Here is a 25,947-nt window from a genome sequence, read left to right on the forward strand (position 1 = left end):
CGCAGGTAAATCACCATGTCAGCCAAACCCGTCGGGACGTCCGCCGTTCCCCCCATTTCCACACCTGTGTCGCAAGGCAAGATCGTCGTGGCTGCGGTCATCGGCAATCTGCTCGAATTTTTTGACTTCACCGTCTACAGCTTCTTTGCGCTAACGATCGCCAAGCTCTTCTTCCCCGCACACGATCCGGTCGTCTCGACGTTGCTTGCGCTGTCGGCATTCGCGATCGGCTTTGTCGCGCGGCCGGTGGGCGGCTTCGTGCTCGGGCACTACGCAGACAAACACGGACGCCGCGCCGCGCTCACGTTGACCATCTTCCTGATGGCGGTGGGGTCCGCGATGATCGGCCTCGCACCCGGCTACGCGACGATCGGTCTCGCCGCCCCCGCGTTGATCGTGTTCGCCCGGCTGTTGCAGGGCTTCGCGCAGGGCGGTGAGTTCGGCGCCGCGACGGCGACCTTGCTGGAGACCGGTTCAGCCAAGGGCCGCGGCTTCCGGGCAAGCTGGCAACTGGCTAGCCAGGGCGCGGCCGCGCTGCTCGGCTCCGGCATGGCCGCGTTGCTCAACTACCAGCTCACCAGCACCCAACTGCTCGACTGGGGATGGCGCGTGCCGTTTTTGCTCGGCGTCCTGATCATGCCGGTGGGCGTTTATCTGCGCCGGCATATCGTCGAAGAGCCACCTTCGGCCGCCAAGGCAAAAGGCGCGAGCATCGAACCGGGACTCGTGCGCAAATGGTTTCTGACCGTATTCGCGATCATGGGCATGACTGTCGCAACCTACGTCCTGATGTACTACGTCCCCACCTACTCGATCCAGTATCTCGGACTGCCGCCGAAGCTTTCCATGCTGGTGTCGATCGGCGCGGCTTGTTCTTCGCTGACCTTGTGCCCGCTGTGGGGCCTGCTCTCCGACAAGATGCAGCGCCGCAAGCCGCTCACCATCATTGGCCGGGGCATGTTGATCGCGTTGCTCTACCCGGCCTTCTGGCTGATGAACCACTTTCCGTCGCTGCCCGTTGTGTTCGGCCTGATCGTGCTCCTGATGATTTTCTACACGATGGGATCGGCGCCGGCATATGCGCTGATGCCCGAGAACTTCCCGAAGCATGTGCGCGCCGGATATCTGGCCAGCGCCTATGCGGTCGCCGTGTCGGTGTTCGGCGGGACGGCCCAGCTGGTGGTGGCGTGGCTGATCAAGGCAACGGGCAATACGCTTGCCCCAGCCTGGTACATGATTGCTTGCGTGATCGTTTCGCTTGTCGCCGTTTCGATGCTAGAAGAAACGGGGGGCCGCGAACTGGCCTGAGGAAGCTGCGGTGTATCCAGCATGACCGGCTTGCTGGATACGCCCACAGCGGTAATTCATTTCACTTCACTTGACGACCTTCAGGTGACCGCGGCCGCCGCCCTTCGATCCATCGTCATCGGGACGCGGCGTGTCGTCATCGTCGGTCTCTTCGGCCTTCGCTTGCGGTGCCGGTTCGGACTCAACCGCCCGAGGGCCTCGTGCGCCGCTATCTGCCGCTTTCCCCGGCGACTCCAGCTCTTCCGTTTCATCAGCATCAGCGCCGGAATCCGTCGCCTCGCCACCCGCCGAATCGACCGGGAACGCCATTCCCTGGCCATTCTCACGCGCGTAGATCGCCAGCACATTGGCAACCGGCACTTCGATCTTGTGCGACTTGCCTGAAAAGCGCGCGCTGAACTCGACCCACTCGTTGCCCATCTGTAACTGGCTGGTGGCCTCGAAACTGATGTTCAACACGATTTCGTTGTCCCGCACGAACTGGCGAGGCACCCGCGTCTGATTGTCGACCCGTACCGCGATGTGGGGCGTATAGCCGTTATCCGTGCACCACTCGTATAGCGCACGCAGCAGGTAAGGCTTCGTGGAAATCTCTTGCATCAACAGTCCTCTTACTGGGCAAGGCGCCGCACCCGGATCGCATTGGCGCATCTATCACCATCACGATCCGCACGCGGCGCCCTCACCCTCAAGCCAAACTCAACGACGCATCACCTTTTCCGACGGCGTCAGCGCTTCGATATAGGCCGGACGGCTGAAGATGCGTTCCGCGTACTTCATCAGCGGCGCGGCGTTCTTCGACAGTTCGATGCCGTAGTGATCCAGACGCCACAGGAGCGGCGCGATCGCCACGTCGAGCATCGAGAATTCTTCGCCCAGCATGTACTTGTTCTTCAGGAAGATCGGCGCGAGCTGCGTCAGTCGATCGCGGATCGCAAGACGTGCTTTCTCGTGATTCTTCTCGGCAGCCTTGCCCTTTTCGTTTTCGAGCGTGCCGACGTGCACGAACAGTTCCTTCTCGAAATTGAGCAGGAACAGGCGCGCGCGGGCGCGTTGCACCGGGTCGGCCGGCATCAGTTGCGGATGCGGGAAGCGTTCGTCGATGTACTCGTTGATGATGTTCGATTCGTACAGAATCAGGTCCCGTTCGACGAGGATCGGCACTTGACCATACGGATTCATCACAGCGATGTCTTCCGGTTTGTTAAACAGGTCGACGTCGCGGATCTCGAAGTCCATGCCTTTCTCAAACAACACCAGCCGGCAGCGCTGGGAGAACGGGCAAGTTGTGCCGGAATACAGAACCATCATGTTTACGTTTCCTCAAAAAGCTGAAGGGCCAGCACGCGGAAAAACCGTCCAACAGGTTTTTCCTTGCACTGGCCCCACGCCAGTTATGGCGTGATTATTTGATATCTTTCCAGTACGCAGCGTTCAATCGCCATGCGAAAAAGCTCAGGACGCCGAGGAACAGCAGCACCCACACACCAAGCCGGTGGCGGGTTTGCTGCGTCGGTTCGGACATCCAGGACAGGTACGACACGAGGTCGGCCACATCCGAATCATAATCTACCGCCGATAACGTACCCGGCGTGACCTGCTGGTAGCCGACGAATTTATGGACTGTTTCCCCGCTCCTTTCGTCGACGACATCGTCGAACTTCGCCGTGCGTTGCCCTTGAAGCTGCCACAACACGTTGGGCATGCTCACGTTTTCATACACCAGATTGTTCCAGCCGGTTGGCCGCGTATCGTCGCGATAAAAACTGCGCAGATACGTATATAGCCAGTCCCGGCCGCGCGCCCGCGCCTCCACCGACAAATCCGGCGGTGCCGTGCCGAACCACGATTTCGCGTCGTCAGGCTTCATTGCCACGGACATCGTGTTACCGATCTTATCGGTGGTGAAAAGCAGGTTTGTCTGAATTTCCTGCGGTGAAATGCCCAAACTGGTCAATGCGCTGTAGCGCACCAGATTCGCGCTGTGGCAATTCAGGCAGTAGTTTACAAACAATTTGGCGCCATGCTGCAAAGAAGCAAAATTCTCCGCGTTATCGGGCGCGCGGTCGAGCGGGAATTCGTCCGCGTAAGCCGGCGCTGCCAGCAGCGCGAGCGCAAGTGTCAGCGATGCGGCCCCGATCGCCGCAAACCTCGAAAGCATTTTTCTCATCTTCGTGTCTCCTTGGCCTGCGATTAGTGAGGCTTGAACCGCACCCGTTCAGGTGGCTGCTTGAAGGTTCCAAGCCGCGTCCAGAACGGCATGCCAAGGAAAAACGCGAAATAGACCAGCGCGCAGATCTGCGCGATCAGGGTCGCGGCGGGCGACGGCGGTTTGGTTCCGAGGAACGCCAACGTCAGAAACACCAGCACGAAGATCCCGTAAAACACCTTATGGAAGAACGGCCGGTAGCGGATCGACTTCACCGGCGAGCGGTCGAGCCACGGCAGGAAGAACAGCGAAATCACCGCGCCGCCCATCACCACCACGCCCCAGAACTTCGACTGAGTGAAGTACATGGCCAGAATCACCAGCACAGCCAGCACCGGCAGCCCCACCTTCCATTTGCCGCGGGCCCGCACGAGCGCGAACAGCCCGAGCAGCGCGATCACGATCATCAGAACGATCTTGAACGGATCCGTGGTGGCGCGCAGCATCGCATAGAACGCCGTGAAGTACCACACCGGCGCGATCTCAGGCGGCGTCTGCAGCGGGTTGGCCGGGACGAAGTTGTTCGACTCGAGGAAGTAGCCGCCCATCTCCGGCGCGAAGAAAATGATCGCCGCGAAGATCAACAGGAACACGGTAACGCCCATGAAGTCGTGCACGGAGTAGTACGGATGGAACGGGATGCCGTCGAGCGGAATACCGTTCGCGTCCTTCTTCGCCTTGATCTCCACGCCGTCCGGGTTGTTCGAGCCCACTTCGTGCAGCGCCACCAGGTGGGCGACCACCAGGCCGATCAGCACCAACGGAATCGCGATCACGTGAAACGCGAAGAAGCGGTTCAGCGTGACGTCCGAGACGACGTAGTCGCCGCGAATCCACAACGACAGATCCGGCCCGATAAACGGGATCGCCGAGAACAGGTTCACGATCACCTGCGCGCCCCAGAACGACATCTGGCCCCACGGCAGCAGGTAGCCGAAGAATGCCTCGGCCATCAGGCACAGGAAGATCGCGCAGCCGAAGATCCACACCAGTTCGCGCGGCTTGCGGTAAGAGCCGTACATCAGCCCGCGGAACATGTGCAGGTACACCACGACGAAGAACATCGAGGCGCCCGTCGAATGCATGTAGCGGATCAACCAGCCCCACGGCACCTCGCGCATGATGTACTCGACCGACGCGAACGCGAGCGTCGAGTCGGGCTTGTAGTTCATGGTGAGGAAAATGCCGGTGACGATCTGATTGACCAGCACCAGCAGCGCCAGTGAGCCGAAGAAATACCAGAAGTTGAAATTCTTCGGCGCGTAGTACTCGGAGACGTGTTTCTTCCACGTCGCCGTCATCGGAAAGCGGCGGTCGATCCAGCCGACCAGCCCGGTCGTCTCCACTTCGTGATCGATCGCCATTTACGCTTCTCCTTTCTCGTCCTTGCCGATCACGAGCTGGGTAGCCGACGTGAACATGTAGGGCGGGATGTCCAGGTTCTGCGGTGCAGGTTTGTTCTTGAAGACGCGGCCGGCCAGGTCATAGGTCGAGCCGTGGCAAGGGCACAGGAAGCCGCCCGGCCAGTCGTCAGGAAGATTCGGCTGTGCGCCTTCCTGGAAACGCGGAGTCGGCGTGCAGCCCAGATGGGTGCACACGGCAACCGTAACTAACAGGTTCTTGTGATCGGGCCGCGAACGGAATTCGTTGTTGCAGTACTCCGGCAACGGCATCGAGAAGGGATGTTCGGTATGGGGATCGGCGACTTCGTTATCGGCTTTCTGGACGTCGGCGAGCATCCGGTCGGTGCGGTTCAGAATCCAGACGGGCTTGCCGCGCCAGGCAACGGTCATCATCTCGCCGGGCTTCAGATTGCTAATGTCGGCCTCGACCGGCGCGCCGGCGGCCTTGGCTTTTTCAGATGGTGCAAACGAACCAACAAAGGGTACAACAGTGGCAACACCTCCTATGCCACCTGCTACGGTCGTCGCGATCAGCCAGGTACGCCGGCCGCCATCGACGAGCTCATCTTCTTTGTCTCGCATCACACGCCCCACTTCTGAGTTGGATTTTTCCTTCACGTCTCTTCTACCGACGCTAGTTTGCTCGAATGGAGTCGCCATTTACAAGGCCCGAATGCCAAAAACCGTGCGAAGTCTTTGATATCCAAGGGTTTCCCCGGACTAATAACAAACTTTTTTGTTGCCCGTTTTAAGTGGACCCTGTGTATTTCGTGCTTTTTAGTTCAGTAATCAGACCGGATTAGGGATATCGATAAACAGGTGTTCGATATCGAAGGATTCCGCCAGATGCGAACCGAGTGCCTGAACGCCGAAACGTTCGGTGGCATGATGGCCCGCCGCCAGAAAAGCCACACCGCTTTCCGCTGCGGTATGCATACAGGGTTCGGAGACTTCACCGGTCAGGTAGACGTCGGCGCCGGCCTCGATCGCCGCATCGAAATAGCCTTGCGCTGCTCCGGTGCACCAGGCGACGCGCCGCAATTCGACGTCCGGGTCGCCGAACACGAGCGGCGTGCGGCCGAGCGTCTCCTCGACCTCCGCGGTAAAGTGCGCGAGCGTGACCGGCATAGGCAGCGTGGTCATCCAGCCGAGGTCGTTCTCGCCGAAGCGCGACTCGCCGATCCAGCCCATCTTCGCACCGAGTTGCGCGTTGTTGCCGAACTCGGGATGATCGTCGAGCGGCAGATGGTAAGCGAACAGGTTCAGGTCATTGGCCAGCAGCAGCTTCAGGCGTCCATATTTGCGGCCGGTGATCTGCGGCGGCTCGTTGCGCCAGAAGTAGCCGTGGTGGACGAGGACAGCGTCCGCGCCCCAGTCGAGCGCCGCTTCCAGAAAGGCCAGCGAAGCGGTTACGCCGGTCGCGATCCTGTTGACCCGGCGACGCCCTTCCACCTGCAGACCATTCGGGCAGTAGTCCTTGAAGCGCGCGGTTTCAAGGACTTTGTTCAGATACAATTCAAGTTCGATCCGATCCATATAATCCTCTAATCTTCAGATGCTTAGACGCTTTTGGCTGTTCTTTGCCCAAGCGGTGACCGTGCTGTTGGCGTTGATGTTCATCATCGCCACCCTCAAACCGCAATGGCTGCAGCGACAAGGGCAATTCGGCAAGCAACTTTCCGAGCCGATCGTCGCACTGCGGGAAGTGGCGCCTGGCATCGGTAGCAGCGGTCCCGCACAAGCTTCTTATGCCGACGCCGCGCAGAAGGCATCCCCTGCGGTCGTCAACGTGTTCTCCAGCAAGGACGGGTCTTTGCCGCCCGATCCCCGGGCGAAAGATCCGCTGTTTCGCTATTTCTTCGGCAACAAGAACAACGGCAAGCAGCAGGAACAGCCCGCAGCCAATCTCGGCTCGGGTGTCATAGTGAGTTCGGAAGGTTACATTCTAACGAACCAGCACGTCGTCGACGGTGCGGATCAGATCGAAATCGCGCTCGCCGACGGCCGCACGACCACCGCCAAGGTGATCGGCGTCGATCCGGAGACGGATCTGGCGGTGCTCAAGGTGAGCCTGACCAACCTGCCCACCATCACGCTCGGCCGCATGGACCAGACGCGCGTGGGCGATGTGGTGCTGGCCATCGGCAATCCGTTTGGCGTGGGTCAGACGGTGACCATGGGGATTGTCAGCGCCCTTGGCCGCAATCACCTCGGCATCAATACCTTCGAAAACTTCATCCAGACCGATGCGGCGATCAACCCCGGCAACTCTGGCGGCGCACTGGTGGACGTGAACGGCAATCTGCTGGGCATCAATACGGCGATTTACTCGCGCTCGGGCGGCTCGCTCGGGATCGGCTTTGCGATTCCGGTGTCGACCGCGCGCAGCGTGCTGGAGAGCATCATCACGACTGGCTCGGTCACGCGGGGCTGGATCGGCGTGGAGCCGCAGGACGTGACGCCTGAGATTGCTGAATCGTTCGGGCTCGAGCAGAAGTCCGGGGCGATCGTGGCCGGCGTGCTGAAGAACGGGCCGGCGGACCGCGCCGGCATCAAGCCGGGCGACATTCTGGTGAGCGTGGACGGCCAGGACATCACCGACACGACCCGTCTGCTGAACCTGATCGCGCAGATCAAGCCGGGGTCGAACGCGAAGATCCATCTGGTGCGCAAGAATCACGAAATGGATCTCGATGTGATGATCGGCAAGCGGCCTCCGCCGCCCAAGCAGCCCGTCGACGACGGCGACGATCAGAACGACGACGGCGGTTGAGCGAAAGGAAAGCGCCTGGCCATCGTTGGCCCTGCGCAAAACAAAGAGGGCAGTCCGATTAGCGGCTGCCCTCTTTGCATCTGCAAACTGTCGTCATCTGCTGCGGCTGCGGCTGCGGCTGCGGCTGCGGCTGCGCGACATGCTAGCGCCGCATTGGAAGCCGTCCAGAACGCTCACTCTGACACGTTCAGCCCGACGCCTGCCCCTCTTCGTCGGGCACCTCGACCTGCTTGCCGACAATCAGCCGCGCCGCGATGATGCCCACCTCGTACAGGATGATCAAAGGCAACGCGAGAATAAGCTGCGAGAACACGTCAGGCGGCGTGACGACGGCGGAGACGATGAACGCCCCGACGATCACATACGGACGGATCTGACGCAGCTTCTTGACCGTCAGAAGGCCCATTCGGACCAGCAGCACCACGACGATCGGGACCTCGAAGGTCACCCCGAACGCAATGAACATGGTCAACACGAAACTCAGATAGTTGTCGATGTCCGTGTTCATCGCCGCACCGAGCGGCGCGTTATAGTGCGCCATCACGCGGAAGATGGTCGGAAACACCACGAAGTACGCGAACGCCATGCCGCACAGAAACAGGATGTAGCTGCTGCCCACCAGCGGCACGACCAGTTTCTTTTCATGCTGATAGAGCCCCGGCGCCACGAACGCCCAGATCTGATACAGCACGACCGGCAGCGCGATGACGAGTGCAACCATCATGGTCACCTTCATCGGCACGAAGAAGGAGCCCGTGACGTCGGTGACGATCAGTTTGCCGTCCTTCGGCAGATTCACCATCAAAGGCCGTGCGAGCAGCCTGAAGATGTCCGGCGCCCAGTAGACGAGCCCAATAAATACCACGATGACGGCAATGCCGGCGCGGATGATGCGATCGCGCAGTTCAACGAGGTGAGAAATGAAGGTCTCTTCAGTGCCTTCGGTTTGATTTAGCTGGGGGTCGCTCACGCCGGCCCTCGGTAGGAGATTATCGCCAGAGTCATCAGAAGAAACGCGTCGGGCGGCGCAGGCTCACCGGTGTATGACGCGCCACGCGCGCCGCGCCCGACTGCACGCGCGTGCGGCGGGTGGTGGCGCGCTTGTACCAGGTGGGCATTGCCGTCTGCTTGACGCGCCAGTTCTTGCGCTTCGGCGCTGCGGCCGGCGTGCTATGCCAGGAGGTGGAGACGGTCGAATTGCCCGCCGCGCTTTCGAGCGAGCCGCCGGCAATGCTGGGGCTCACCGATGAGCCTGAACCCCACGCGTCGTTCAGTTCGGATTCGTGCTTGCGCATCGTGTCGTGAACCTTGGTTTCCACATTGCTCGCCGCGGTCTCGAACTCGGTCTTCATGCGCCGTAATTCGTCGAGTTCGATTTCGCGCGTGACTTCGGCCTTCACGTCATTGATATAACGTTGTGCGCGGCCGAACAGCGCCCCCGCGGTGCGGGCGACGCGCGGCAGCCGCTCCGGCCCGAGTACGACCAGTGCGACGACGCCGATCAGCGCCATCTTGGTTAGACCGAGGTCCAGCATGGAGGGTGGTTCCCGTCAGTGCGCGGTTGGGCCGCGGCTTAGCGGTAATCGCTCGAACGCGGCGTCTTTTCTTTTGCGTCGACGTCGACCGTTTCGCGCGGCAATTCGCGCTGCGCCGGGTCGCCCGGTGTCTCCGCTTCTTTCATGCCTTCCTTGAAGCCCTTCACAGCGCCACCCAGATCGGTGCCGATATTGCGCAGCTTCTTCGTGCCGAACACCAGTGCAACGATCAGCAGAACAATCAGCCAGTGCCAAATACTAAACGAACCCATGACTTCTCTCCTTAACCCCGACTTCGCCGGCATCGCGTTTGCGCGCGGCGGCCCTGTGCGCCTTACGGCCCGAATCGAGACGCGTACGCCTCATCTATACGTTGCCGCCGCTGCTTCAGATTCCCCCAGCGGCACTGGGCATGATTGTCTACGGCGAATCACGACGCCCTCATTACATTGCAGCAGAAAACGTTCGCCCAATCGTGCGACATGATGCACCAGCCAGGGCGCCAGCGGAACCCGGCCGGACGGCCACGTTCATGGAGCAATGGCCGCGGCGCTTACCTCACCCCATGCGTTGCCAGGGACGCGGCCCCGCGAGGATATGCGCGTGCAGGTGGTACACCTCCTGCCCGCCGCCCGGCCCGGTATTGATTACCGTGCGAAAGCCGGTTTCGCCGCCCGTATAGGCCACGCCGAGCTGCTGCGCCAGACGCGCCACCAATATAAGCATTCTACCAAGCAGCGGTGCATCGCTTTCGGTGCAGTTCGAGAGCGTTTCGATGTGCTTGCGCGGAATCACCAGCACGTGGGTCTCGGCGGCGGGGCGAATGTCGCGAAAAGCGACGAATTCTTCGTCCTCGTGGACTTTGGTGGACGGAATCTCGCCCGCGGCGATCTTGCAGAAAAGGCAGTTTGAATCGTGGCTCATGGATGTCCTGAGGCGCAAACAGACGGGGCGGCCAGACCGAAGGTCAGAACCACGCCCGCGGATTCACTAGCGGCTTGTTATCGTACAGATACAGCCAGCCCTTGATGATACGGTACAACATCCAGATCCCGACAGCCCACAGGATAGGAATTCCGATCACGACGAAAAACAGCAGGCCACCGATCAGATAGCCGAGCATGCACCACCAGAAGGTGCGCATTTGCCACTGAAAGTGCGCTTCGTACGGCGTACCGATCACGTCGGGCCGCTTGACGTAATTGATGATGATGGCGATCAGCACCGAGATGCCGCCGGTCAGCCAGTAGACCGCATACAGCGCATAGAGCACGTGCGTCAGCGTACGGGCGCTGCGGTCGCGTTCGGATTCGAGGGCATTGCGGTACGTGGGCGGCGGATATCCGCCTTGCGACTGTTCCATGCTTGCGTCCTCCTTCCTGTTACCGGGTTGACGTTCGGTTAACGTGCGGTTGGCGTCCAGCGAGTCTTCGGGCGCCTTTCAGTCGCCGTTCTGCTCGCGGTCGCGGCTCTTGCGCAACGCTTTCTCTTCGATGCCCGACATGCCTTCGCGGCGCTCGAGTTCGGCGAGCACATCGGCCGGGCTCAGATCGAAATGCGACAGCATCACCAGACAATGGAACCACAGGTCGGCCACTTCGCCGACCAGCGCGGTGGGCGCGCCACCCTGGCGCACGTCCTTGGCGGCAAGCACGACCTCGGTCGCTTCTTCGCCGATCTTCTTCAAAACCGCGTCGTCGCCCTTGTGAAACAGGCGCGACACATACGAGACGTCCGGATCGCCGCCCTTGCGGCTGTCGATGACCGCCGCGAGGCGCAGCAGTGTATCGTTCGTCGATTGCGAGTTTTGCGTCATTTGTAGATGTGTTCGGGGTCTTTCAGGACGGGTTCAACCGCGACCCAATCGCCGTCGTCGACCGTCCCTTCGAATTTCTGGAAAAAGCACGAGTGGCGGCCGGTGTGGCAGGCAATGCCGGACACCTGTTCGACCTTCAGCAGCACGACGTCTTCATCGCAATCGAGCCGCACTTCGTGCACATGCTGCACGTGACCGGACTCTTCGCCCTTGAACCACAGGCGCTGGCGCGAGCGCGAGAAGTACACCGCGCGACCGGTCTCGACCGTCTTGGCGAGCGCCTCGCGGTTCATCCATGCAAACATCAGCACGTCGTTGCTCGAGGCTTCCTGGGCGATCACCGGCACGAGGCCGTTCGCGTCCCACTTCACCTTGTCGAGCCAATCCACAGCCGTAGGATTCACCACGTCACAACCTCACCGAAATGCCCTGACCGGCCATGAAGCGCTTGGCTTCGCCGACCGTGTGTTCGCCGTAGTGGAAGATGCTGGCGGCCAGCACGGCGTCCGCGTGACCGTCCTTGATGCCGTCGGCCAGATGCTGCAGCGAGCCGACGCCGCCCGAGGCAATCACCGGAATCGGCACGGCGTCCGACACGGCACGCGTGAGCGCCAGATCGAAGCCGCTCTTGGTGCCGTCACGGTCCATGCTGGTGAGCAGGATTTCGCCGGCGCCAAGTTCGGCCATCTTGCGCGCCCATTCAACCGCTTCCAGCCCGGTCGCCTTGCGTCCACCGTGCGTGAAGACTTCCCAGCGCGGCGCTTCGCCTTCGGCGGAGACGCGCTTGGCGTCGATCGCCACCACGATGCATTGCGAGCCGTATTTGTCGGTCGCATCGCGCACCAGCTGCGGATTCGCCACCGCCGACGAGTTCATGCTGATCTTGTCCGCGCCCGCGTTGAGCAGGCGCCGCACGTCTTCGACGGCGCGCACGCCGCCGCCGACCGTCAGCGGAATGAACACCTGCGAGGCGACGGCTTCGATGATCGGCAGGATCAGGTCGCGCTGGTCCGAAGTGGCGGTGATGTCGAGGAAGGTGAGTTCGTCGGCGCCCTGCTCGTCGTAGCGACGGGCAATTTCGACCGGGTCACCCGCATCGCGCAGTTCGACGAAGTTGACGCCCTTGACCACGCGGCCAGCCGTGACGTCGAGACAGGGGATGATGCGTTTAGCTAGAGCCATGATCGTGCAATTCTTGCCAATACCGCTAATGAGGCCGCTCCGAGGCGAGCGGCGCAATGCCGGCGCGTGTTGCCGCGCAGGGCCCACTAGCCCAGCGCTAGCAGACTCGCGGGCCGCCGCTTAGGCGTCGTCCGACTCGCGCAGCTTGTCGGCGAGGGTCTGTGCCGCCGTGAAATCGAGGTCGCCCGAATAGATGGCGCGTCCGCAGATCACGCCTTCGATGCCTTCGACTTCGACTTCGCACAGCGCTTCGATGTCGGCGAGATTCGACAGGCCGCCGCTCGCGATCACCGGAATCTTCACCGCGCGCGCCAGACGCACCGTCGCGTCGATGTTGATGCCCTGGAGCATGCCGTCCCGGCCGATATCGGTATAGATGATCGACTCGCAGCCGTAGTCTTCGAACTTGCGCGCGAGATCGGCGACTTCGTGACCGGTCAGCTTGCTCCAGCCGTCGGTAGCGACCTTGCCGTCTTTCGCGTCGAGACCCACGATGATATGGCCGCCGAACGCCGTGCAGGCATCCTGCAGGAAGCCGGGATTCTTCACCGCCGCCGTGCCGATGATCACATAAGACAGACCGTCGTCCAGATAGCGCTCGATCGTGTTCAGGTCGCGGATCCCACCGCCCAGCTGGACGGGAATCTCACCACCGACTTCCTCGATGATCGCGCGGATCGCGTCTTCGTTCTTCGGCTTACCGGCGAACGCTCCGTTGAGGTCGACGAGATGCAGGCGCCGGGCGCCGCGGTCGACCCAATGTCGGGCCATAGCCGCCGGTTCCTCGGAAAAAATCGTCGCCTGGTCCATGTCGCCCTGTTTAAGGCGTACACACTGACCATCTTTCAGGTCGATGGCGGGAATCAGCAGCATAGCAATCGGGTGTTGTCAGGGAAGAAGGTTTAAAGTCGGCCGGCGCCGGGCAGGCTGGATAAGCCCGCTCCGGTACCGTTTCGCTAGTTTAGTACAACTCTTTCAGTACCCCGGCGCATGTGTATCGGGCTCGGGAACGCGGTTTCGAACGCCGGGCCGGCAGGGGACAAACCGCACCCGGCAGAACCGGCTATTAGACGGTAGGCGCTCACGGGTTCCAGTGCACGAAGTTTCGATACACACGCAGTCCCGCTTCGGCACTCTTCTCCGGGTGAAATTGCGTCGCGAAGATATTGTCCCGCGCCACCGCCGAGGTGAAGGGCACGCCATACACGGTCTCGCCTGAGGTATGGGCCGCGTTGTCCGGCGCTACGTAGTAGCTGTGCACGAAGTAGAAGAAGCTGTTGTCCGCGACCCCGTCCCACAGCGGATGCGGCACGGCCTGCCTGACCCGGTTCCAGCCCATCTGCGGCACCTTGAAGCGCGAGCCGTCGTCCTGCAACTGGCCTTCCAGATCGAAGCGCAGCACCTTGCCGGGCAGCAGGCCGAGGCCACGGGTATCGCCCTCGGCGCTCCAGTCAAACAGCATCTGCTCGCCCACGCACACGCCCATCAGCGGCTTGCTGCGCGACGCTTCAATCACCGCTTCCTGCAGACCCGATTCGCCGAGACAGCGCATGCAATCCGGCATTGCGCCTTGGCCGGGAAGCACGACACGGTCAGCCGCGCGGATCGCTTCCGGCCGGTCGACGATCGCCACGTCCGCGTCCGGCGCAGCCTTCCTCAACGCCTGGGCGACCGAACGCAGGTTGCCCATTCCGTAATCCACAATCGCAATCGAAGTTTTCATTTCAAGTTAGACAGTAACGCCTCGCCCAACGGACGAGGTGAACGACTTGAGGATACCTGTCGCAAAGCGCAAGCCCGATCCGGTAAGTCTGCGCCAGGAAACGCCCGGCCGCCTCAGGTTTTACGCTCTGAAAGGAGTCGCACGCGCAGGGGCCACAGATCTGGGATGCTTACAGGCTGCCCTTGGTCGACGGAATCTGCCCCGCCGCGCGATCATCCAGTTCCACCGCCATGCGCAGGGCTCGTCCGAACGCCTTGAACACCGTCTCCATCTGGTGATGGGCGTTCAGGCCGCGCAGGTTGTCGATATGGAGCGTCACGCCGGCATGGTTCACAAAGCCGCGGAAGAATTCGATGGACAGATCGACGTCGAACGTACCGATGCGCGCACGCGTAAACGGCACATGGAATTCGAGACCCGGCCGGCCGGAAAAATCGATCACGACACGCGACAGCGCTTCGTCGAGCGGCACGTAAGAATGACCGTAGCGACGAATGCCCTTCTTGTCGCCGACCGCCTTCGCGACTGCCTGCCCCAGCGTGATGCCGACGTCTTCGACCGTATGGTGGTCGTCGATATGCGTATCGCCATGCGCCTCGATGTCGAGATCGATCAATCCATGCCGCGCGATCTGGTCGAGCATGTGGTCAAGGAACGGCACACCGGTGGCGAGCTTCTGCTTGCCGGTGCCATCCAGATTGATCTTGATACGGATCTGCGTTTCGCTAGTGTCGCGAACGACTTCCGCCTGGCGCATGGTAATTCCTCGAATCTGACTATGAAAGAAAGGGAGTTGGGGGGAACGCCGAATGCCGCGCCCGCCATGCGGTGCGCGGCGTAACAGCACGCCGTTTAATGCAGCACGAGTTTCAGTGCGGCCAGCAGTTGCGCATTTTCCTCAGGGGAACCGACCGTCAGGCGTACGCAATTCGCCAGCAATGGATGCATTTTACTCACGTTTTTGATCAAAACCCGTGCAGTGAGCAGCGTGTCGAACATAACGGATGCATCAGGGACCCTCACCAGCAGGAAGTTGCCTGCGCTCCGGAAGACCTCCGCGCCCGGCAGTTCGGCCACGGCGTGCGCCAGTTTCGTGCGCTCCTCGCGCAGTTGCGCGGCCTGCGCATCGAGCACGTCGAGGTGGTCGAGCAGGAAATCGGCGGTCGCCTGGGTCAGCACATTAACGTTGTAAGGAGGCCGCACTTTATCGAACTCGGTGAGCCAGGCCGCGCGTCCGACCAGATAGCCCAAGCGAATGCCGGCGAGGCCGAGCTTCGAAACCGTGCGCATCACGACCACGTTGTCGAACGTATCGGCACGCGGCAGCCAGCTTTGCTGCGCGAACGGCTGATAGGCCTCGTCGATCACCACGAGGCTCTTGTCCGCGGCGGCGATGATGCGCTCCATGTCCGCGTCGTCGTACAGCGTGCCGGTCGGGTTGTTCGGATAGGCCAGATAGACGATGGCCGGTTGATGCTCGGCGATTGCCGCAAGCATCGCTTCAGTGTCGAGCGTGAAATCCGCCTTTAGCGGCACACCGACGAAGTCCAGATTCGCCAGCCTGGCCGACAGCTGATACATCACGAAGCCCGGCACCGGTGCGAGCACTTTCGCGCCCGGCTGCGCGCAGGCCATCGAGATCATGCTGATCAGTTCATCCGAGCCGTTGCCAAGCAGAACTTCGCAGTTTGCCGGCACGTCCATCACCCGCTTGATCTTGGCGAGCAGCGCTTCGGGGCGCGGCGCCGGATAGCGGTTCAGCGCGACGCCGGACAGACGCTCGCCGAGCTGGGCCGCGAGCGGCGCCGGCAAGGAGAACGGGTTCTCCATGGCGTCGAGCTTCACGAAGCCCGTGGCGTCCGGAACCGGATAGCTCGTCATTGCGAGCACGTCGCGGCGAATGATGTCTTGAGGTGTCGTCATGGATGGGCGGACCGGCCGACTCGGGGCAGGTCATACAGGAACGGCGCAAGCGCCGCCCCGGTTGGTCAATGTTCTGTTAAAGCAGCCGGCTGGATAAAGCCTGACTGTGATACCCGACGCGCTCAGCCGTTCTGCTTCATCCGGTACTCGGCGCTGCGGGCATGCGCTGGCAGTCCTTCACCATACGCCAGTTCAGCCGCGATCTCACCCAGGGTCTGCGCACCTTCCGCACTGACTTCGATCACGCTAGAGCGCTTGAAGAAATCATAGACGCCGAGCGGCGACGAGAACCGTGCGGTGCGCGACGTAGGCAGCACGTGATTCGGGCCCGCGCAGTAATCGCCGAGGCTTTCGCTCGTGTAGCGGCCAAGGAAGATCGCGCCGGCATGGCGGATCAGCTTGCCCCATTGATGCGGGTCGAGCGCGGAGATTTCGAGGTGTTCCGGTGCGATGTCGTTGGCGATCGCGCAGGCTTCGGCCATGTCGCGCACCTTGATCAGCGCGCCGCGTCCTTCCAGCGAAGCCTGGATCACGTCGCGGCGCGGCATGGTGGGCAGCAATTCATTGATCGCGTCGTGCACGCGGGCGATAAAGGCGTCGTCCGGGCACAGCAGGATCGATTGCGCGAGCTCGTCGTGCTCGGCCTGCGAGAACAGGTCCATGGCGACCCAGCGCGGATCGGTGGTGCCGTCGCAAAGCACCAGGATTTCGGACGGGCCAGCGATCATGTCGATGCCGACCGTGCCGAACACGCGACGCTTGGCCGAGGCGACATACGCGTTGCCCGGGCCGCAGATCTTGTCGACCGCGGGCACAGTGGCCGTGCCATAAGCGAGCGCGCCGACAGCCTGCGCGCCACCGATGGTGAACACGCGGTCAACCCCGCCCAGCAGCGCCGCTGCCAGTACCAGCGGATTCTTCACGCCATCCGGAGTCGGCACCACCATGACGATTTCGCGCACACCGGCCACCCGCGCCGGAATCGAGTTCATCAACACCGACGACGGATACGCCGCCTTGCCACCCGGCACGTAGATGCCGGCGCGATCCAGCGGCGTGACCTTCTGACCCAGCACGGTGCCGTCCGACTCCGTGTATTGCCAGCTATGGCTGCCGCATTCGATCTTCTGCTTCTCGTGATACCCGCGTACGCGTCCGGCAGCGGCCTCGAGCGCAGCACGGCGGCGCGGGTCGAGCCCTTCCAGCGCGGCTTCGAGTTCCGACATCGGCAATTCGAACTCCGCCACGCTCGACGCCTTGAGACGGTCGAAGCGGTTGGTGTACTCGAGCACTGCGGCGTCGCCGCGCGCCTCCACGTCGGCCAGAATCTGCACGACCGATTGCTCGATCGCTTCATCCTCGCTCGCCTCGAACGCGAGCACCGCGTGCAGCGCCTTCTGGAATTCAGGAGCGCTGGAGTCGAGTTTGCGAATCTTGATAGACATGCTGGTATCCGTTTCGGTAAGGCGCGCCTTAGGCCCTTCGAGGCGCATCAGGCATCGGCAGGCGTCGTCAGGCCGGCGCATCGGCGCGCCGCGACGCGCGTTCGAACGCGTCGAGGAACGGCCGCAGCGCGGCGCGCTTGAGCTTGAGCGCTGCCTGGTTCACGACGAGGCGCGACGAGATCTGCATGATCTCTTCCACCTCGACAAGATTGTTTGCGCGCAGGGTGCCGCCCGAGCTGACCAGGTCGACGATCGCATCGGCGAGGCCCACCAGCGGCGCGAGTTCCATCGAGCCGTACAGCTTGATCAGGTCGACGTGCACACCCTTCGCCGCGAAATGCTGGCGCGCGGTCTCCACATACTTGGTCGCCACCCGCAGACGCGCACCCTGGCGCACCGCGTTCTCGTAATCGAAGCCCGCCGCCACGGCCACCGACATCCGGCAACGCGCGATGTCGAGGTCGATCGGCTGATACAGGCCACTGCCGCCATGCTCGAGCAGCACGTCCTTGCCCGCTACACCGAAGTCGGCCGCGCCGTATTCCACGTAAGTGGGGACGTCCGTCGCACGCACAATGATCACGCGCAGATTGGCGTCCGTGGTCGGCAGAATCAGTTTGCGCGAGGTCTCCGGATCTTCGGCCACCTGCACGCCGGCCGCTGCCAGCAGCGGCAACGTCTCTTCGAAGATACGCCCTTTCGACAGCGCAAGCGTCAGCGGCGCGCTCACCGCCGGGGACGACGAGGTCTGCGGCGCCGAACTCATGCCTGGCTCCCTGCAATGCGGCGCACCTTCGCGCCAACTGCCGTCAGCTTCGACTCCATGCGGTCGTAGCCACGGTCGAGGTGATAGATGCGGTCGATCAGCGTCTCACCGTCGGCGCACAGGCCGGCGATCACGAGGCTTGCCGAAGCGCGCAGGTCTGTGGCCATGACCTTGGCGCCCGACAGTTTGTCGACGCCGTTCACGAGCGCAGTGTTGCCATCGATCGTGATGCTAGCGCCGAGGCGGTTCAACTCCTGCACGTGCATGAAGCGGTTTTCGAAGATCGTTTCGACCACTTGAGCGGTGCCGCTCGCGACCGTATTGAGCGCCATGAACTGCGCCTGCATGTCGGTCGGGAACGCCGGGTACTCGGAGGTACGCACGCCCACTGCGAGCGGGCGCTGGTCCATGCGCACGCGCATCCAGTCGTCGCCTTCTTCAATCGTCACGCCGGCTTCGCGCAGCTTTTCCGTCACGGCTTCGAGGATCAGCGGACGCACATGGCGCAGGATCACGTCGCCACCGGCCGCGGCCACCGCACACAGGAACGTACCGGCTTCGATACGGTCCGGAATCACCGTGTGCTTCGCGCCGTGCAGCTTGTTGACGCCCTGGATCACCAGACGGTCCGTGCCGATGCCGTCGATCTTCGCGCCCATCTCAACCAGCAGGTGCGCGAGGTCGCCCACTTCCGGCTCACGCGCGGCGTTCTCAATCACGGTCTCACCTTCAGCCAGCACCGCTGCCATCAGCAGATTCTCGGTGCCGGTGACGGTGATCATGTCGGTCACGATACGCGTGCCCTTCAGACGCTTCGCGCGAGCTTCGATAAAGCCATGCTCGATCGTGATCTCCGCACCCATCGCCTGCAGACCCTTGATATGCTGATCGACCGGCCGCGCGCCAATGGCGCAGCCGCCCGGCAGCGACACCTTCGCCTCGCCGAAGCGCGCAAGCAACGGTCCGAGCACGAGGATCGAAGCGCGCATGGTCTTCACCAGCTCGTACGGCGCAACGAGGTTGTCCACCTTCGAGGCGTCGAGCGACACGCGCCCCGCGTTCGCTTCGCTACGCACACCCATCTGGTTGAGCAGCTTGAGCGTGGTGCGCACGTCCTGCAAGTCAGGCACGTTCTCGAGATGAACCGGCTCCGCGCTCAGCAGGCCGGCGCACAGGATCGGCAAGGCGGCGTTCTTCGCCCCCGACACGACGATCTCACCGGCCAGCCGCTGGCCGCCTTCAATGACGAGTTTGTCCATACCTGTCGTTTCCTGATCTTCCCGGCTTGCTACCGGGGCTGCTTTGCTTGCTGCGGCGGCGCCGCTGCCGGCCTCACGCCTGTCTTGTGTAATTCGCACTAACGTTCCAGATTACGCGTTTTGCCATTCGGCGGGCGTCAGCGTCTTCATGCTGAGCGCGTGGATTTCTTCGCGCATGCGGTCGCCGAGCGCCGCGTACACGAGTTGATGGCGTTGGATCAGCCGCTTGCCTTCGAAGCTCGGAGATACGATGGTCGCAAAGAAATGCTGACCGTCGCCTTCCACTTCGAGATGCTCGCAGGCGAGTCCAACCGCGATGTATTGCTTGACCTGTTCGGGAGTCGGCAACATGGGGAATGCTCCTCGTCAGTGGCGCAGCTTGAAGCCGGAGGCGAGCATGCGCATTGCCACCACGGCCAGCACCACAAAGAAACCGGCGACAATGCCCAGGCTCACGAGCGGATCGATATCCGAAACCCCGAAGAAACCATAGCGAAAGCCGTCGATCATGTAGAAAAAGGGATTAAGCCGCGACACCTCGCGCCACACTGGCGGCAACGTGTGCGTCGAGTAGAACACGCCCGACAGGAACGTGAGCGGCATGATCAGGAAATTCTGGAATGCGGCGAGCTGGTCGAACTTCTCGGCCCAGATGCCGGCAATCAGACCCAGCGTGCCGAGAATCCCCGCACCGAGCACGGCGAACGCCACGATCATGAGCGGCGCGCTAAAGCTCACCGGCACAAACCAGATCGTCACGATAAACACCCCGAACCCGACCGCGAGTCCGCGCACCACCGAAGCCAGCACATACGCGAAGTACATCTCATAGTGGGACAGCGGCGGCAGTAGCACGAACACCAGGTTGCCGGTGATTTTCGACTGGATTAGCGACGACGAACTGTTGGCGAACGCGTTCTGCAACACGCTCATCATCACGAGGCCCGGAATCAGGAAACTGGTGTACTCGACGCCCGGATAGACCTGCACGTGGCCGCGCAAGGCGTGGCCGAAAATCGTCAAATACAGGAGCGCGGTGATGACCGGAGCGAGAACCGTCTGAAACGCGACCTTCCAGAAACGCAGGATTTCCTTATAAAACAGCGTACCGAATCCACTGCTGTAGCTGCTCATGCAAGCCCCTCGATCACTTCCGGACCGTTCATCACCTGAACGAACACATCTTCGAGGTCGGCTTTGCGGACCTCGATTTCTTCGAATGTACAACCCGCGTTGCGGCATTGCGCGAGAATCGGCTCGACCTCGTCGTAGCTCGACAGACGCAGCAGATGCTGGCGGCCATTGCCGTTGCCCGGGTCGGAGTCGACTTCGAGTGGCCGCAACTCCACCGGCAGCACGCCTTGGGCGAAACGCAGGAACAGTTGCATGCCGGCAAAGCGCTGCAGCAGCGCGCTGGTGCGTTCGAGCGCCACCACTTCGCCGCGCCGCAGCATGGCGATGCGGTCGCACAGCGACTCCGCCTCTTCCAGATAGTGCGTGGTCAGGACGATCGTGTGACCCTCGCGATTCAGTCGCGAGATGAATTTCCACAGGGTTTGACGCAGCTCAACGTCGACGCCCGCGGTCGGCTCGTCGAGCACGATGACCGGCGGCCGATGCACCAGCGCCTGCGCGACCAGCACGCGTCGCTTCATCCCCCCCGACAGCGCGCGCATGTTGGCGTCGGCCTTTTCGGTGAGATCGAGGTTGGCCATCACTTCGTCGATCCACGCGTCGTTTTTGCGCAGGCCGTAGTAGCCGGACTGGATGCGCAAGGTCTCGCGCACCGTGAAGAACGGGTCGAACACGAGTTCCTGCGGCACAACGCCGAGTGCCCGGCGAGCTTCGCGAAATTCGTCGACCACGTCGTGGCCGCGCACGGCGATGCTGCCTTCGTCGGCGCGCGCGAGGCCCGCGAGGATGCTGATGAGCGTCGTCTTACCCGCGCCGTTCGGACCGAGCAGTCCGAAAAACTCGCCTTCTTCCACCGTGAGGCTGACGCCCTTGAGCGCCTGAAGATCCTTGTAGCGCTTCTTGACGTTACGAATTTCTATGGCTGGCATGACTGTGGGCCGCTTTATATGGCGGCGCCTGAAAGGTGCGCAAATGCTGGAATGACCGGAATTGGGGCCGGCTTGAAACCAGGGCCGAGCCGCAAAAAACGGTTGATTATAGGGCAAAGTCGGGAGCCCCGACCTCGCCTGGGGAATTGGGAGGTGACGCAGGAAGCGTCAGTAGAGCGTCAATGTCGCGCCGAGATAATGGTGTCGACGCCGTAGACGTGGGCCAGGCTGGCGAGACCAGCGGGCAGGTTGACGATTTCGAGCGCGGCGCCGCGTGCCTGGGCGGCCCGCTGCCAAGCGATCAGCACGGCGAGCGCCGACGAGTCGAATTGAGCAAGCGGCGCGCAATCGACACCGTTCGCACCCGCTGCGATACGTTGCAGCCCCGCCGCGAGCGCGGCCTTCGCGCTCGCGTGGGTCAACGTGGTGCCGGTTTCGAAACGGCCCGCCACTGAGCGGACCTCGGCGTTCACCGCTGTGCTCACGACTGCTTGCCTGCGGCGAGTTGCTGGTTGCGCTGCGTGAGGAACTGGATCAGCCCGTCAACGCCGTGTTGCTGGATCTGCTCATTGAACTGCTGCTGATACGCCTGGATCAGCCATGCGCCAAGCACGTTGATGTCATACACGCGCCAGCCGTCCTGCGTTTTGTACAGACGATAGTCGAGTTCCACCGGCGAGCCGTTGTTCATCACCACCGAGCGCACCACCGTATCGGTGTCGTCCGGATTCATGCGAAACGGCTTGTACTGGATCTGCTGGTCTTTGACCTGCGCGAGCGCGCCCGAATACGTACGGATCAGCAGCATCTTGAACTGCTCGACCACGGCGTTTTGCTGCTCCGGCGTGGCGGTACGCCAGTTGCGACCCATGGCCAGTTGCGTCGTGCGGCGGAAGTCCGTGTACGGCAGGATCTTCTCGTTGACGAGCTGGGTGATGTGCGAAATGTCGCCCTGCTGGATCGACTTGTCGCTGCGGACAGCGTCGACCACCTGCTGGGTGACGGTCTTGATCAGCGCATCGGGTGCGCTGCTATCGACCGCTTGCGCATAAGCTGCGCTACCAAACGAAAACAACGCAGCAAAAAACGGAACGAGGAAGAATTTTTTCATATTAAGCCTAGCAAGAAGAATAGTGCGGCAAACCTTGGAGCCGACAATAGCACGCGAGTTCATCCACGATCCACGCGCAACCTGACAGAGTCGTTTCCAGGTGTTACTGCCGCATCCTCAACGCAATCTGAACGACGGGAAGGTAAGCCGCGGCGGCACGACCTGGTCGGCAGGGACCTGATCGTTCTCCGGGCCACCATTCATATCGATCGGTGGTGACGCGGCCGTGTCAGAGGCCGGCGTCGCAGTCGCGGCGGTGGCGCCCGAGGCGCCCTGCGGCGCTCCGGCACCTGCCTGCGCAGGCGTGGCCGCTGTCGCGGAAGCCGCGCCCGGCGCCGAAGCGGCCCCAGCAGCGGCGGCCGCGCCGCCATCGACGTCGTCGTATTTCGGCAGCGGTGCATTGTCGCCGTAATCCGGCAGCGCCGCGTTGCCGCCACCCTTACCCTGGGTCAACAGATAATTACGGCGCTGCAGGTATGCATTACGCACGAACGAATACTTGTCGAGCGCCGCGCCTTCCAGCACATCGCTCGCGTTCAGCAGGTTCGCCCGCGTGTTGACGATGTTGATCCCGTACAGCGCCCAGCTCAGGCCGTCCGGGTGAATGTAAGTCAACGGGTTGACAAAGTATTCGGCTATTGAGCCGAACCCATCGCGCACCGTGCTCGGCCCGAACAGCGGCAGCACCAGGTACGGTCCCGACGGCACGCCATAGTGACCGAGCGTGAGGCCGAAGTCGTTCTCGTGCTTGGGCAGCTTCGCAAGCGTCGCCACGTCGAACAGGCCGCCGACGCCGAAGGTGGTGTTGATGACGATCCGCATGATGTCCTCGACACCGTCGGTAATCTTCAACTGCAGCAGATTGTTGGCCGCAATGTAGACGTCGCCGATGTTCGAGAAGAAGTTCGTCACGCTGTCGCGCACCGGCTGCGGTGTGATGTACACATAGCCCTTCGCAACAGGCTTCAGCGCGTACTGGTCGATCTTGTCGTTGAACTTGAAGATCGTACGGTTCACGCCCTCGAGCGGATCGCCCTTGGTCGGAGTCTGGACCGTCGCACAGCCGGCGAGCAGCGCCGCGCCGAACGCCAGCGTGGTGATACGGACGCGCATGGTCTGCATTCTTGTTCTCCTTATTGACCCGACGCGCCCGAAGCGGGCACAGCCGGCGCCGGTGCCGCCGGTGCGGGGGCTGCAGCGGGTGCGCCCGGCTTGGCAGCGCCTGAGTCTGCCGCCTTGCTATAGAGGAATTGTCCAATCAGGTTTTCGAGCACGATGGCCGACTGCGTCATCGAGATCGTGTCGCCTGCCTTCAACATCTCGCTATCGCCACCCGGTTCGAGACCGATGTACTGCTCACCGAGCAGGCCAGAAGTCAGGATCTTGGCGGAGGTGTCCTTCGGAAACTGGTATTGCTTGTCGAGATCGATTGTGACCAAAGCTTGATACGAATTCGTGTCGAAGTTGATCGAGTCGACGCGGCCGACCGTCACGCCCGCACTCTTCACCGGCGCGCGCGCCTTCAGTCCGCCGATATTGTCGAACTTGAGTTTGACCGGGTAGGTTGCCTGAAACGACAACGAGCTCATGTTGCCGGCCTTCAACGCCAGGAACAGCAGCGCTACGAAACCCAGCACCACAAACAGGCCGACCCAGAAGTCGAGAGCAGTCTTTTTCATCGTCATCCCAAAGAGAATCCATCGCGCCGGCCACGCCGACCCCGCGGCGCGGGCAAGCTGATGCCCGCGGCAGAAAGCGCGTCGCGTGGTTTTAGCTGAACATCAATGCAGTCAGCAGGAAATCGAGGCCCAGCACAGCAAGCGAACCGTACACGACCGTCTTGGTCGTCGCACGTGACACGCCTTCCGGGGTCGGTTTGGCTTCGTAACCCTGGAAAAGCGCGATGAACGTCACCGCAAAGCCGAACACAATACTCTTGATCACCCCGTTACCGACGTCAGCCCACACGTCGACGCCGCCCTGCATCTGCGACCAGAAAGAGCCGGCATCGACCCCGATCATCAGCACGCCCACCACATAGCCGCCGCCGATCCCGACCGCGCTGAAGATGGCCGCAAGAATCGGCATCGAGATAATGCCCGCCCACAGGCGCGGCGCGACCACGACCTTGATCGGATCGACCGCCATCATTTCCATGGCCGTCAATTGCTCGCCGGCTTTCATCAGACCGATTTCGGCCGTGAGCGACGTGCCGGCGCGCCCCGCGAACAGCAGCGCCGTGACCACCGGCCCCAGCTCGCGCACGAGCGACAGCGCGACCAGCAGCCCGAGCGCCTGCTCGGAACCATAGCGGTTCAGCGTGTTATAGCCCTGCAAGCCGAGCACGAAGCCGACGAACAGGCCCGACACCGCGATGATCACGAGCGAATAATTGCCCACGAAGTGGATCTGCTTCGTGACAAGACGCGGACGGCGCAACAACGGGAAAAATTCGAGCACCAGACGGAAGAAGAGCCGCGTGGCGTAGCCGGCGGTCTCGAGGCCGCCGAGCACCGAACGTCCGATCGCACTGATCATGCCTGTCCCCCGCCGATGCCGAAATCTGCCGCAAGCGGCGTGTTGCTGGGATAGTGGAATTTGAACGGACCGTCCGGCGCGCCGTCGATGAACTGGCGCACGGTGGGATCGGTCGAGGCCCGCAACTGGTCAGGCGTGCCCTCGGCGTGAACGCCGCCGTTGGCGAGGAAATACACGTAGTCGGCAATCGCGAACGATTCCGGCACATCGTGCGTCACCAGAATCGAGGTCGCGCCGAGCGCCTGATTCAGCGTGCGAATCAGGTTTGCCGTGATGCCAAGCGAAATGGGGTCCAGGCCGGCGAACGGCTCGTCGTACATCATCAGTTCGGGGTCGAGCGCGATAGCCCGGGCCAGCGCCACGCGCCGCGCCATGCCGCCGGAGATCTCGGACGGCGACAGATCGCGCGCGCCGCGCAAGCCGACGGCGTTGAGCTTCATCAGCACCAGGTCGCGGATCAGTTCTTCCGGCAGGTCCGTGTGCTCACGCAGCGTGAAGGCGACGTTTTCGAACACGGACATGTCGGTGAACAAGGCGCCGAACTGAAACAGCATGCCCATCTTGCGGCGCAATGCGTACAGGCCGTCGCGCGTTTGCGCGCCGACGTCCTGGCCGTGGAACAGGATCTGTCCGCGCAATGCACGCACGAGGCCGCCGATCAGCCGCAGCACGGTGGTCTTGCCGCATCCCGAGCCGCCCATGACCGCCACGACCTGACCGCGCTGGAAGCGCAGGTTCAGGTTCGACAGGACGAGCCGGTCGCCGTAACCGAAGTCGACGTCACGAAGCTCGAGAAGGGTCTCGGAGGTGGAAGGCACGAGGCTGACAATCCTTTTGCACGGAACGGCGAATTATAGGGCCATCGTGCAAAAGTTGCCGTGACGCGCCCGGTC

32 protein-coding genes are annotated in these 25,947 nt (G+C 62.2%); 2 read left to right on the forward strand and 30 right to left on the reverse strand.

The features are described from left to right. The first annotated feature begins 15 nt into the window (after positions 1-15). Positions 16-1,308: an MFS transporter gene (locus tag BUS06_RS01205; RefSeq protein WP_074262628.1), complete on the forward strand. Its 1,293-nt coding sequence runs from the start codon at positions 16-18 to the stop codon at positions 1,306-1,308. Positions 1,309-1,374: 66 nt separating this feature from the next. Here the strand turns inward: BUS06_RS01205 and BUS06_RS01210 are convergent, their stop codons facing one another. The 6 genes from BUS06_RS01210 to BUS06_RS01235 all read right to left on the reverse strand — a co-directional run bounded on the left by BUS06_RS01210 (position 1,375) and on the right by BUS06_RS01235 (position 6,456). Continuing rightward, positions 1,375-1,908: a ClpXP protease specificity-enhancing factor gene (locus BUS06_RS01210; RefSeq protein WP_074262629.1), complete on the reverse strand. Its 534-nt coding sequence runs from the start codon at positions 1,906-1,908 to the stop codon at positions 1,375-1,377. A 99-nt stretch (positions 1,909-2,007) separates the two neighbouring features. Beyond that, entirely contained in the window at positions 2,008-2,619 is a 612-nt protein-coding gene (locus BUS06_RS01215; RefSeq protein WP_006052302.1) for a glutathione S-transferase N-terminal domain-containing protein, read from the reverse strand. Positions 2,620-2,713: 94 nt separating this feature from the next. Further along, on the reverse strand, positions 2,714-3,478 hold the full coding sequence (locus tag BUS06_RS01220) for a cytochrome c1 (RefSeq protein WP_074262630.1): 765 nt from the start codon (positions 3,476-3,478) through the stop codon (positions 2,714-2,716). A gap of 23 nt (positions 3,479-3,501) precedes the next feature. Further along, a complete protein-coding gene (locus BUS06_RS01225) occupies positions 3,502-4,881 on the reverse strand; it encodes a cytochrome b (RefSeq protein ID WP_074262631.1) in 1,380 nt (459 codons plus the stop codon). Further along, positions 4,882-5,502: a ubiquinol-cytochrome c reductase iron-sulfur subunit gene (petA, locus tag BUS06_RS01230; RefSeq protein WP_074262632.1), complete on the reverse strand. Its 621-nt coding sequence runs from the start codon at positions 5,500-5,502 to the stop codon at positions 4,882-4,884. Positions 5,503-5,709: 207 nt separating this feature from the next. Then, positions 5,710-6,456: a Nif3-like dinuclear metal center hexameric protein gene (locus tag BUS06_RS01235; RefSeq protein ID WP_074262633.1), complete on the reverse strand. Its 747-nt coding sequence runs from the start codon at positions 6,454-6,456 to the stop codon at positions 5,710-5,712. Between the two features lie 19 nt (positions 6,457-6,475). On the opposite strand from BUS06_RS01235, the gene BUS06_RS01240 reads away from it, so the two are divergent. Next, positions 6,476-7,693, forward strand: a complete 1,218-nt coding sequence (locus BUS06_RS01240) for a Do family serine endopeptidase (protein WP_074262634.1) — start codon at positions 6,476-6,478, stop codon at positions 7,691-7,693. A 187-nt stretch (positions 7,694-7,880) separates the two neighbouring features. On the opposite strand, the gene tatC is transcribed toward BUS06_RS01240, so the two are convergent. The 24 genes from tatC to BUS06_RS01360 form a co-directional block, all read right to left on the reverse strand. Next, a complete protein-coding gene (gene tatC / locus BUS06_RS01245) occupies positions 7,881-8,663 on the reverse strand; it encodes a twin-arginine translocase subunit TatC (protein WP_074262635.1) in 783 nt (260 codons plus the stop codon). Positions 8,664-8,697: 34 nt separating this feature from the next. Next, entirely contained in the window at positions 8,698-9,228 is a 531-nt protein-coding gene (gene tatB, locus BUS06_RS01250; protein WP_074262636.1) for a Sec-independent protein translocase protein TatB, read from the reverse strand. A 38-nt stretch (positions 9,229-9,266) separates the two neighbouring features. Continuing rightward, a complete protein-coding gene (tatA, locus tag BUS06_RS01255; RefSeq protein ID WP_074262637.1) occupies positions 9,267-9,500 on the reverse strand; it encodes a Sec-independent protein translocase subunit TatA in 234 nt (77 codons plus the stop codon). Between the two features lie 286 nt (positions 9,501-9,786). Then, positions 9,787-10,152, reverse strand: a complete 366-nt coding sequence (locus BUS06_RS01260; RefSeq protein ID WP_074262638.1) for a histidine triad nucleotide-binding protein — start codon at positions 10,150-10,152, stop codon at positions 9,787-9,789. Between the two features lie 43 nt (positions 10,153-10,195). Then, the gene (locus BUS06_RS01265; RefSeq protein WP_074262639.1) at positions 10,196-10,591 is read right to left on the reverse strand and encodes a DUF4870 family protein; all 396 of its coding nucleotides are present in this window, start codon (positions 10,589-10,591) and stop codon (positions 10,196-10,198) included. A 78-nt stretch (positions 10,592-10,669) separates the two neighbouring features. Next, complete coding sequence (locus tag BUS06_RS01270; RefSeq protein ID WP_074262640.1) at positions 10,670-11,044, reverse strand: phosphoribosyl-ATP diphosphatase; 375 nt, start codon at positions 11,042-11,044, stop codon at positions 10,670-10,672. Continuing rightward, positions 11,041-11,451: a phosphoribosyl-AMP cyclohydrolase gene (gene hisI, locus BUS06_RS01275; RefSeq protein ID WP_171991746.1), complete on the reverse strand. Its 411-nt coding sequence runs from the start codon at positions 11,449-11,451 to the stop codon at positions 11,041-11,043. Before hisI ends, BUS06_RS01270 begins: the two co-directional genes overlap by 4 nt. Position 11,452: 1 nt before the next feature. Then, complete coding sequence (gene hisF, locus BUS06_RS01280) at positions 11,453-12,226, reverse strand: imidazole glycerol phosphate synthase subunit HisF (RefSeq protein ID WP_074262641.1); 774 nt, start codon at positions 12,224-12,226, stop codon at positions 11,453-11,455. Between the two features lie 120 nt (positions 12,227-12,346). After that, positions 12,347-13,099 carry a 1-(5-phosphoribosyl)-5-[(5-phosphoribosylamino)methylideneamino]imidazole-4-carboxamide isomerase gene (hisA, locus tag BUS06_RS01285; protein WP_074262642.1) on the reverse strand — a complete coding sequence of 251 codons (753 nt, stop codon included), beginning with the start codon at positions 13,097-13,099 and terminating at the stop codon, positions 12,347-12,349. Positions 13,100-13,307: 208 nt separating this feature from the next. After that, positions 13,308-13,949: an imidazole glycerol phosphate synthase subunit HisH gene (hisH, locus tag BUS06_RS01290; RefSeq protein WP_074262643.1), complete on the reverse strand. Its 642-nt coding sequence runs from the start codon at positions 13,947-13,949 to the stop codon at positions 13,308-13,310. 169 nt (positions 13,950-14,118) lie between these two features. Next, positions 14,119-14,706 (reverse strand): imidazoleglycerol-phosphate dehydratase HisB, encoded by a 588-nt coding sequence (hisB, locus tag BUS06_RS01295; protein ID WP_074262644.1) that lies wholly within the window; start codon positions 14,704-14,706, stop codon positions 14,119-14,121. Positions 14,707-14,801: 95 nt separating this feature from the next. Then, positions 14,802-15,872, reverse strand: coding sequence for a histidinol-phosphate transaminase (gene hisC, locus BUS06_RS01300; protein ID WP_074262645.1), 1,071 nt, complete (start codon positions 15,870-15,872; stop codon positions 14,802-14,804). 122 nt (positions 15,873-15,994) lie between these two features. Continuing rightward, positions 15,995-17,317, reverse strand: coding sequence for a histidinol dehydrogenase (gene hisD, locus BUS06_RS01305; RefSeq protein ID WP_074265853.1), 1,323 nt, complete (start codon positions 17,315-17,317; stop codon positions 15,995-15,997). Between the two features lie 67 nt (positions 17,318-17,384). After that, on the reverse strand, positions 17,385-18,083 hold the full coding sequence (hisG, locus tag BUS06_RS01310) for an ATP phosphoribosyltransferase (RefSeq protein ID WP_074262646.1): 699 nt from the start codon (positions 18,081-18,083) through the stop codon (positions 17,385-17,387). Further along, positions 18,080-19,342: a UDP-N-acetylglucosamine 1-carboxyvinyltransferase gene (murA, locus tag BUS06_RS01315; protein ID WP_074262647.1), complete on the reverse strand. Its 1,263-nt coding sequence runs from the start codon at positions 19,340-19,342 to the stop codon at positions 18,080-18,082. The genes hisG and murA overlap by 4 nt, the downstream gene beginning before the upstream one ends. A gap of 111 nt (positions 19,343-19,453) precedes the next feature. After that, positions 19,454-19,693, reverse strand: coding sequence for a BolA family protein (locus tag BUS06_RS01320; RefSeq protein WP_074262648.1), 240 nt, complete (start codon positions 19,691-19,693; stop codon positions 19,454-19,456). Positions 19,694-19,708: 15 nt separating this feature from the next. Continuing rightward, a complete protein-coding gene (locus BUS06_RS01325) occupies positions 19,709-20,476 on the reverse strand; it encodes an ABC transporter permease (RefSeq protein WP_074262649.1) in 768 nt (255 codons plus the stop codon). Further along, positions 20,473-21,405 carry an ABC transporter ATP-binding protein gene (locus BUS06_RS01330; protein ID WP_074262650.1) on the reverse strand — a complete coding sequence of 311 codons (933 nt, stop codon included), beginning with the start codon at positions 21,403-21,405 and terminating at the stop codon, positions 20,473-20,475. The genes BUS06_RS01325 and BUS06_RS01330 overlap by 4 nt, the downstream gene beginning before the upstream one ends. 179 nt (positions 21,406-21,584) lie before the next feature. Continuing rightward, entirely contained in the window at positions 21,585-21,890 is a 306-nt protein-coding gene (locus tag BUS06_RS01335; RefSeq protein ID WP_254368715.1) for an STAS domain-containing protein, read from the reverse strand. Beyond that, complete coding sequence (locus BUS06_RS01340; RefSeq protein ID WP_074262651.1) at positions 21,887-22,516, reverse strand: MlaC/ttg2D family ABC transporter substrate-binding protein; 630 nt, start codon at positions 22,514-22,516, stop codon at positions 21,887-21,889. The genes BUS06_RS01335 and BUS06_RS01340 overlap by 4 nt, the downstream gene beginning before the upstream one ends. Positions 22,517-22,633: 117 nt before the next feature. Continuing rightward, positions 22,634-23,638: an MlaA family lipoprotein gene (locus BUS06_RS01345; protein WP_074262652.1), complete on the reverse strand. Its 1,005-nt coding sequence runs from the start codon at positions 23,636-23,638 to the stop codon at positions 22,634-22,636. Between the two features lie 11 nt (positions 23,639-23,649). Next, positions 23,650-24,195: an outer membrane lipid asymmetry maintenance protein MlaD gene (gene mlaD / locus BUS06_RS01350; protein WP_074265855.1), complete on the reverse strand. Its 546-nt coding sequence runs from the start codon at positions 24,193-24,195 to the stop codon at positions 23,650-23,652. Between the two features lie 91 nt (positions 24,196-24,286). Next, positions 24,287-25,054: a lipid asymmetry maintenance ABC transporter permease subunit MlaE gene (gene mlaE / locus BUS06_RS01355; RefSeq protein WP_074262653.1), complete on the reverse strand. Its 768-nt coding sequence runs from the start codon at positions 25,052-25,054 to the stop codon at positions 24,287-24,289. Beyond that, the gene (locus tag BUS06_RS01360; RefSeq protein ID WP_074262654.1) at positions 25,051-25,872 is read right to left on the reverse strand and encodes an ABC transporter ATP-binding protein; all 822 of its coding nucleotides are present in this window, start codon (positions 25,870-25,872) and stop codon (positions 25,051-25,053) included. The genes mlaE and BUS06_RS01360 overlap by 4 nt, the downstream gene beginning before the upstream one ends. Between the last annotated feature and the right edge of the window lie 75 nt (positions 25,873-25,947).

This window comes from Paraburkholderia phenazinium (assembly GCF_900141745.1).
Classification (GTDB): Bacteria; Pseudomonadota; Gammaproteobacteria; order Burkholderiales; family Burkholderiaceae; genus Paraburkholderia; species Paraburkholderia phenazinium_B.

Coding starts and splice junctions, on each gene's coding strand:
- BUS06_RS01205 (WP_074262628.1), top strand. CDS start 16: ATGTCAGCCAAACCCGTCGGGACGTCCGCCGTTCCCCCCATTTCCACA.
- BUS06_RS01210 (WP_074262629.1), bottom strand. CDS start 1,908: ATGCAAGAGATTTCCACGAAGCCTTACCTGCTGCGTGCGCTATACGAG.
- BUS06_RS01215 (WP_006052302.1), bottom strand. CDS start 2,619: ATGATGGTTCTGTATTCCGGCACAACTTGCCCGTTCTCCCAGCGCTGC.
- BUS06_RS01220 (WP_074262630.1), bottom strand. CDS start 3,478: ATGAGAAAAATGCTTTCGAGGTTTGCGGCGATCGGGGCCGCATCGCTG.
- BUS06_RS01225 (WP_074262631.1), bottom strand. CDS start 4,881: ATGGCGATCGATCACGAAGTGGAGACGACCGGGCTGGTCGGCTGGATC.
- petA (WP_074262632.1), bottom strand. CDS start 5,502: ATGCGAGACAAAGAAGATGAGCTCGTCGATGGCGGCCGGCGTACCTGG.
- BUS06_RS01235 (WP_074262633.1), bottom strand. CDS start 6,456: ATGGATCGGATCGAACTTGAATTGTATCTGAACAAAGTCCTTGAAACC.
- BUS06_RS01240 (WP_074262634.1), top strand. CDS start 6,476: ATGCTTAGACGCTTTTGGCTGTTCTTTGCCCAAGCGGTGACCGTGCTG.
- tatB (WP_074262636.1), bottom strand. CDS start 9,228: ATGCTGGACCTCGGTCTAACCAAGATGGCGCTGATCGGCGTCGTCGCA.
- tatA (WP_074262637.1), bottom strand. CDS start 9,500: ATGGGTTCGTTTAGTATTTGGCACTGGCTGATTGTTCTGCTGATCGTT.
- BUS06_RS01260 (WP_074262638.1), bottom strand. CDS start 10,152: ATGAGCCACGATTCAAACTGCCTTTTCTGCAAGATCGCCGCGGGCGAG.
- BUS06_RS01265 (WP_074262639.1), bottom strand. CDS start 10,591: ATGGAACAGTCGCAAGGCGGATATCCGCCGCCCACGTACCGCAATGCC.
- BUS06_RS01270 (WP_074262640.1), bottom strand. CDS start 11,044: ATGACGCAAAACTCGCAATCGACGAACGATACACTGCTGCGCCTCGCG.
- hisF (WP_074262641.1), bottom strand. CDS start 12,226: ATGGCTCTAGCTAAACGCATCATCCCCTGTCTCGACGTCACGGCTGGC.
- hisA (WP_074262642.1), bottom strand. CDS start 13,099: ATGCTGCTGATTCCCGCCATCGACCTGAAAGATGGTCAGTGTGTACGC.
- hisH (WP_074262643.1), bottom strand. CDS start 13,949: ATGAAAACTTCGATTGCGATTGTGGATTACGGAATGGGCAACCTGCGT.
- hisB (WP_074262644.1), bottom strand. CDS start 14,706: ATGCGCCAGGCGGAAGTCGTTCGCGACACTAGCGAAACGCAGATCCGT.
- hisC (WP_074262645.1), bottom strand. CDS start 15,872: ATGACGACACCTCAAGACATCATTCGCCGCGACGTGCTCGCAATGACG.
- hisD (WP_074265853.1), bottom strand. CDS start 17,317: ATGTCTATCAAGATTCGCAAACTCGACTCCAGCGCTCCTGAATTCCAG.
- hisG (WP_074262646.1), bottom strand. CDS start 18,083: ATGAGTTCGGCGCCGCAGACCTCGTCGTCCCCGGCGGTGAGCGCGCCG.
- murA (WP_074262647.1), bottom strand. CDS start 19,342: ATGGACAAACTCGTCATTGAAGGCGGCCAGCGGCTGGCCGGTGAGATC.
- BUS06_RS01320 (WP_074262648.1), bottom strand. CDS start 19,693: ATGTTGCCGACTCCCGAACAGGTCAAGCAATACATCGCGGTTGGACTC.
- BUS06_RS01325 (WP_074262649.1), bottom strand. CDS start 20,476: ATGAGCAGCTACAGCAGTGGATTCGGTACGCTGTTTTATAAGGAAATC.
- BUS06_RS01330 (WP_074262650.1), bottom strand. CDS start 21,405: ATGCCAGCCATAGAAATTCGTAACGTCAAGAAGCGCTACAAGGATCTT.
- BUS06_RS01340 (WP_074262651.1), bottom strand. CDS start 22,516: ATGAAAAAATTCTTCCTCGTTCCGTTTTTTGCTGCGTTGTTTTCGTTT.
- BUS06_RS01345 (WP_074262652.1), bottom strand. CDS start 23,638: ATGCAGACCATGCGCGTCCGTATCACCACGCTGGCGTTCGGCGCGGCG.
- mlaD (WP_074265855.1), bottom strand. CDS start 24,195: ATGAAAAAGACTGCTCTCGACTTCTGGGTCGGCCTGTTTGTGGTGCTG.
- mlaE (WP_074262653.1), bottom strand. CDS start 25,054: ATGATCAGTGCGATCGGACGTTCGGTGCTCGGCGGCCTCGAGACCGCC.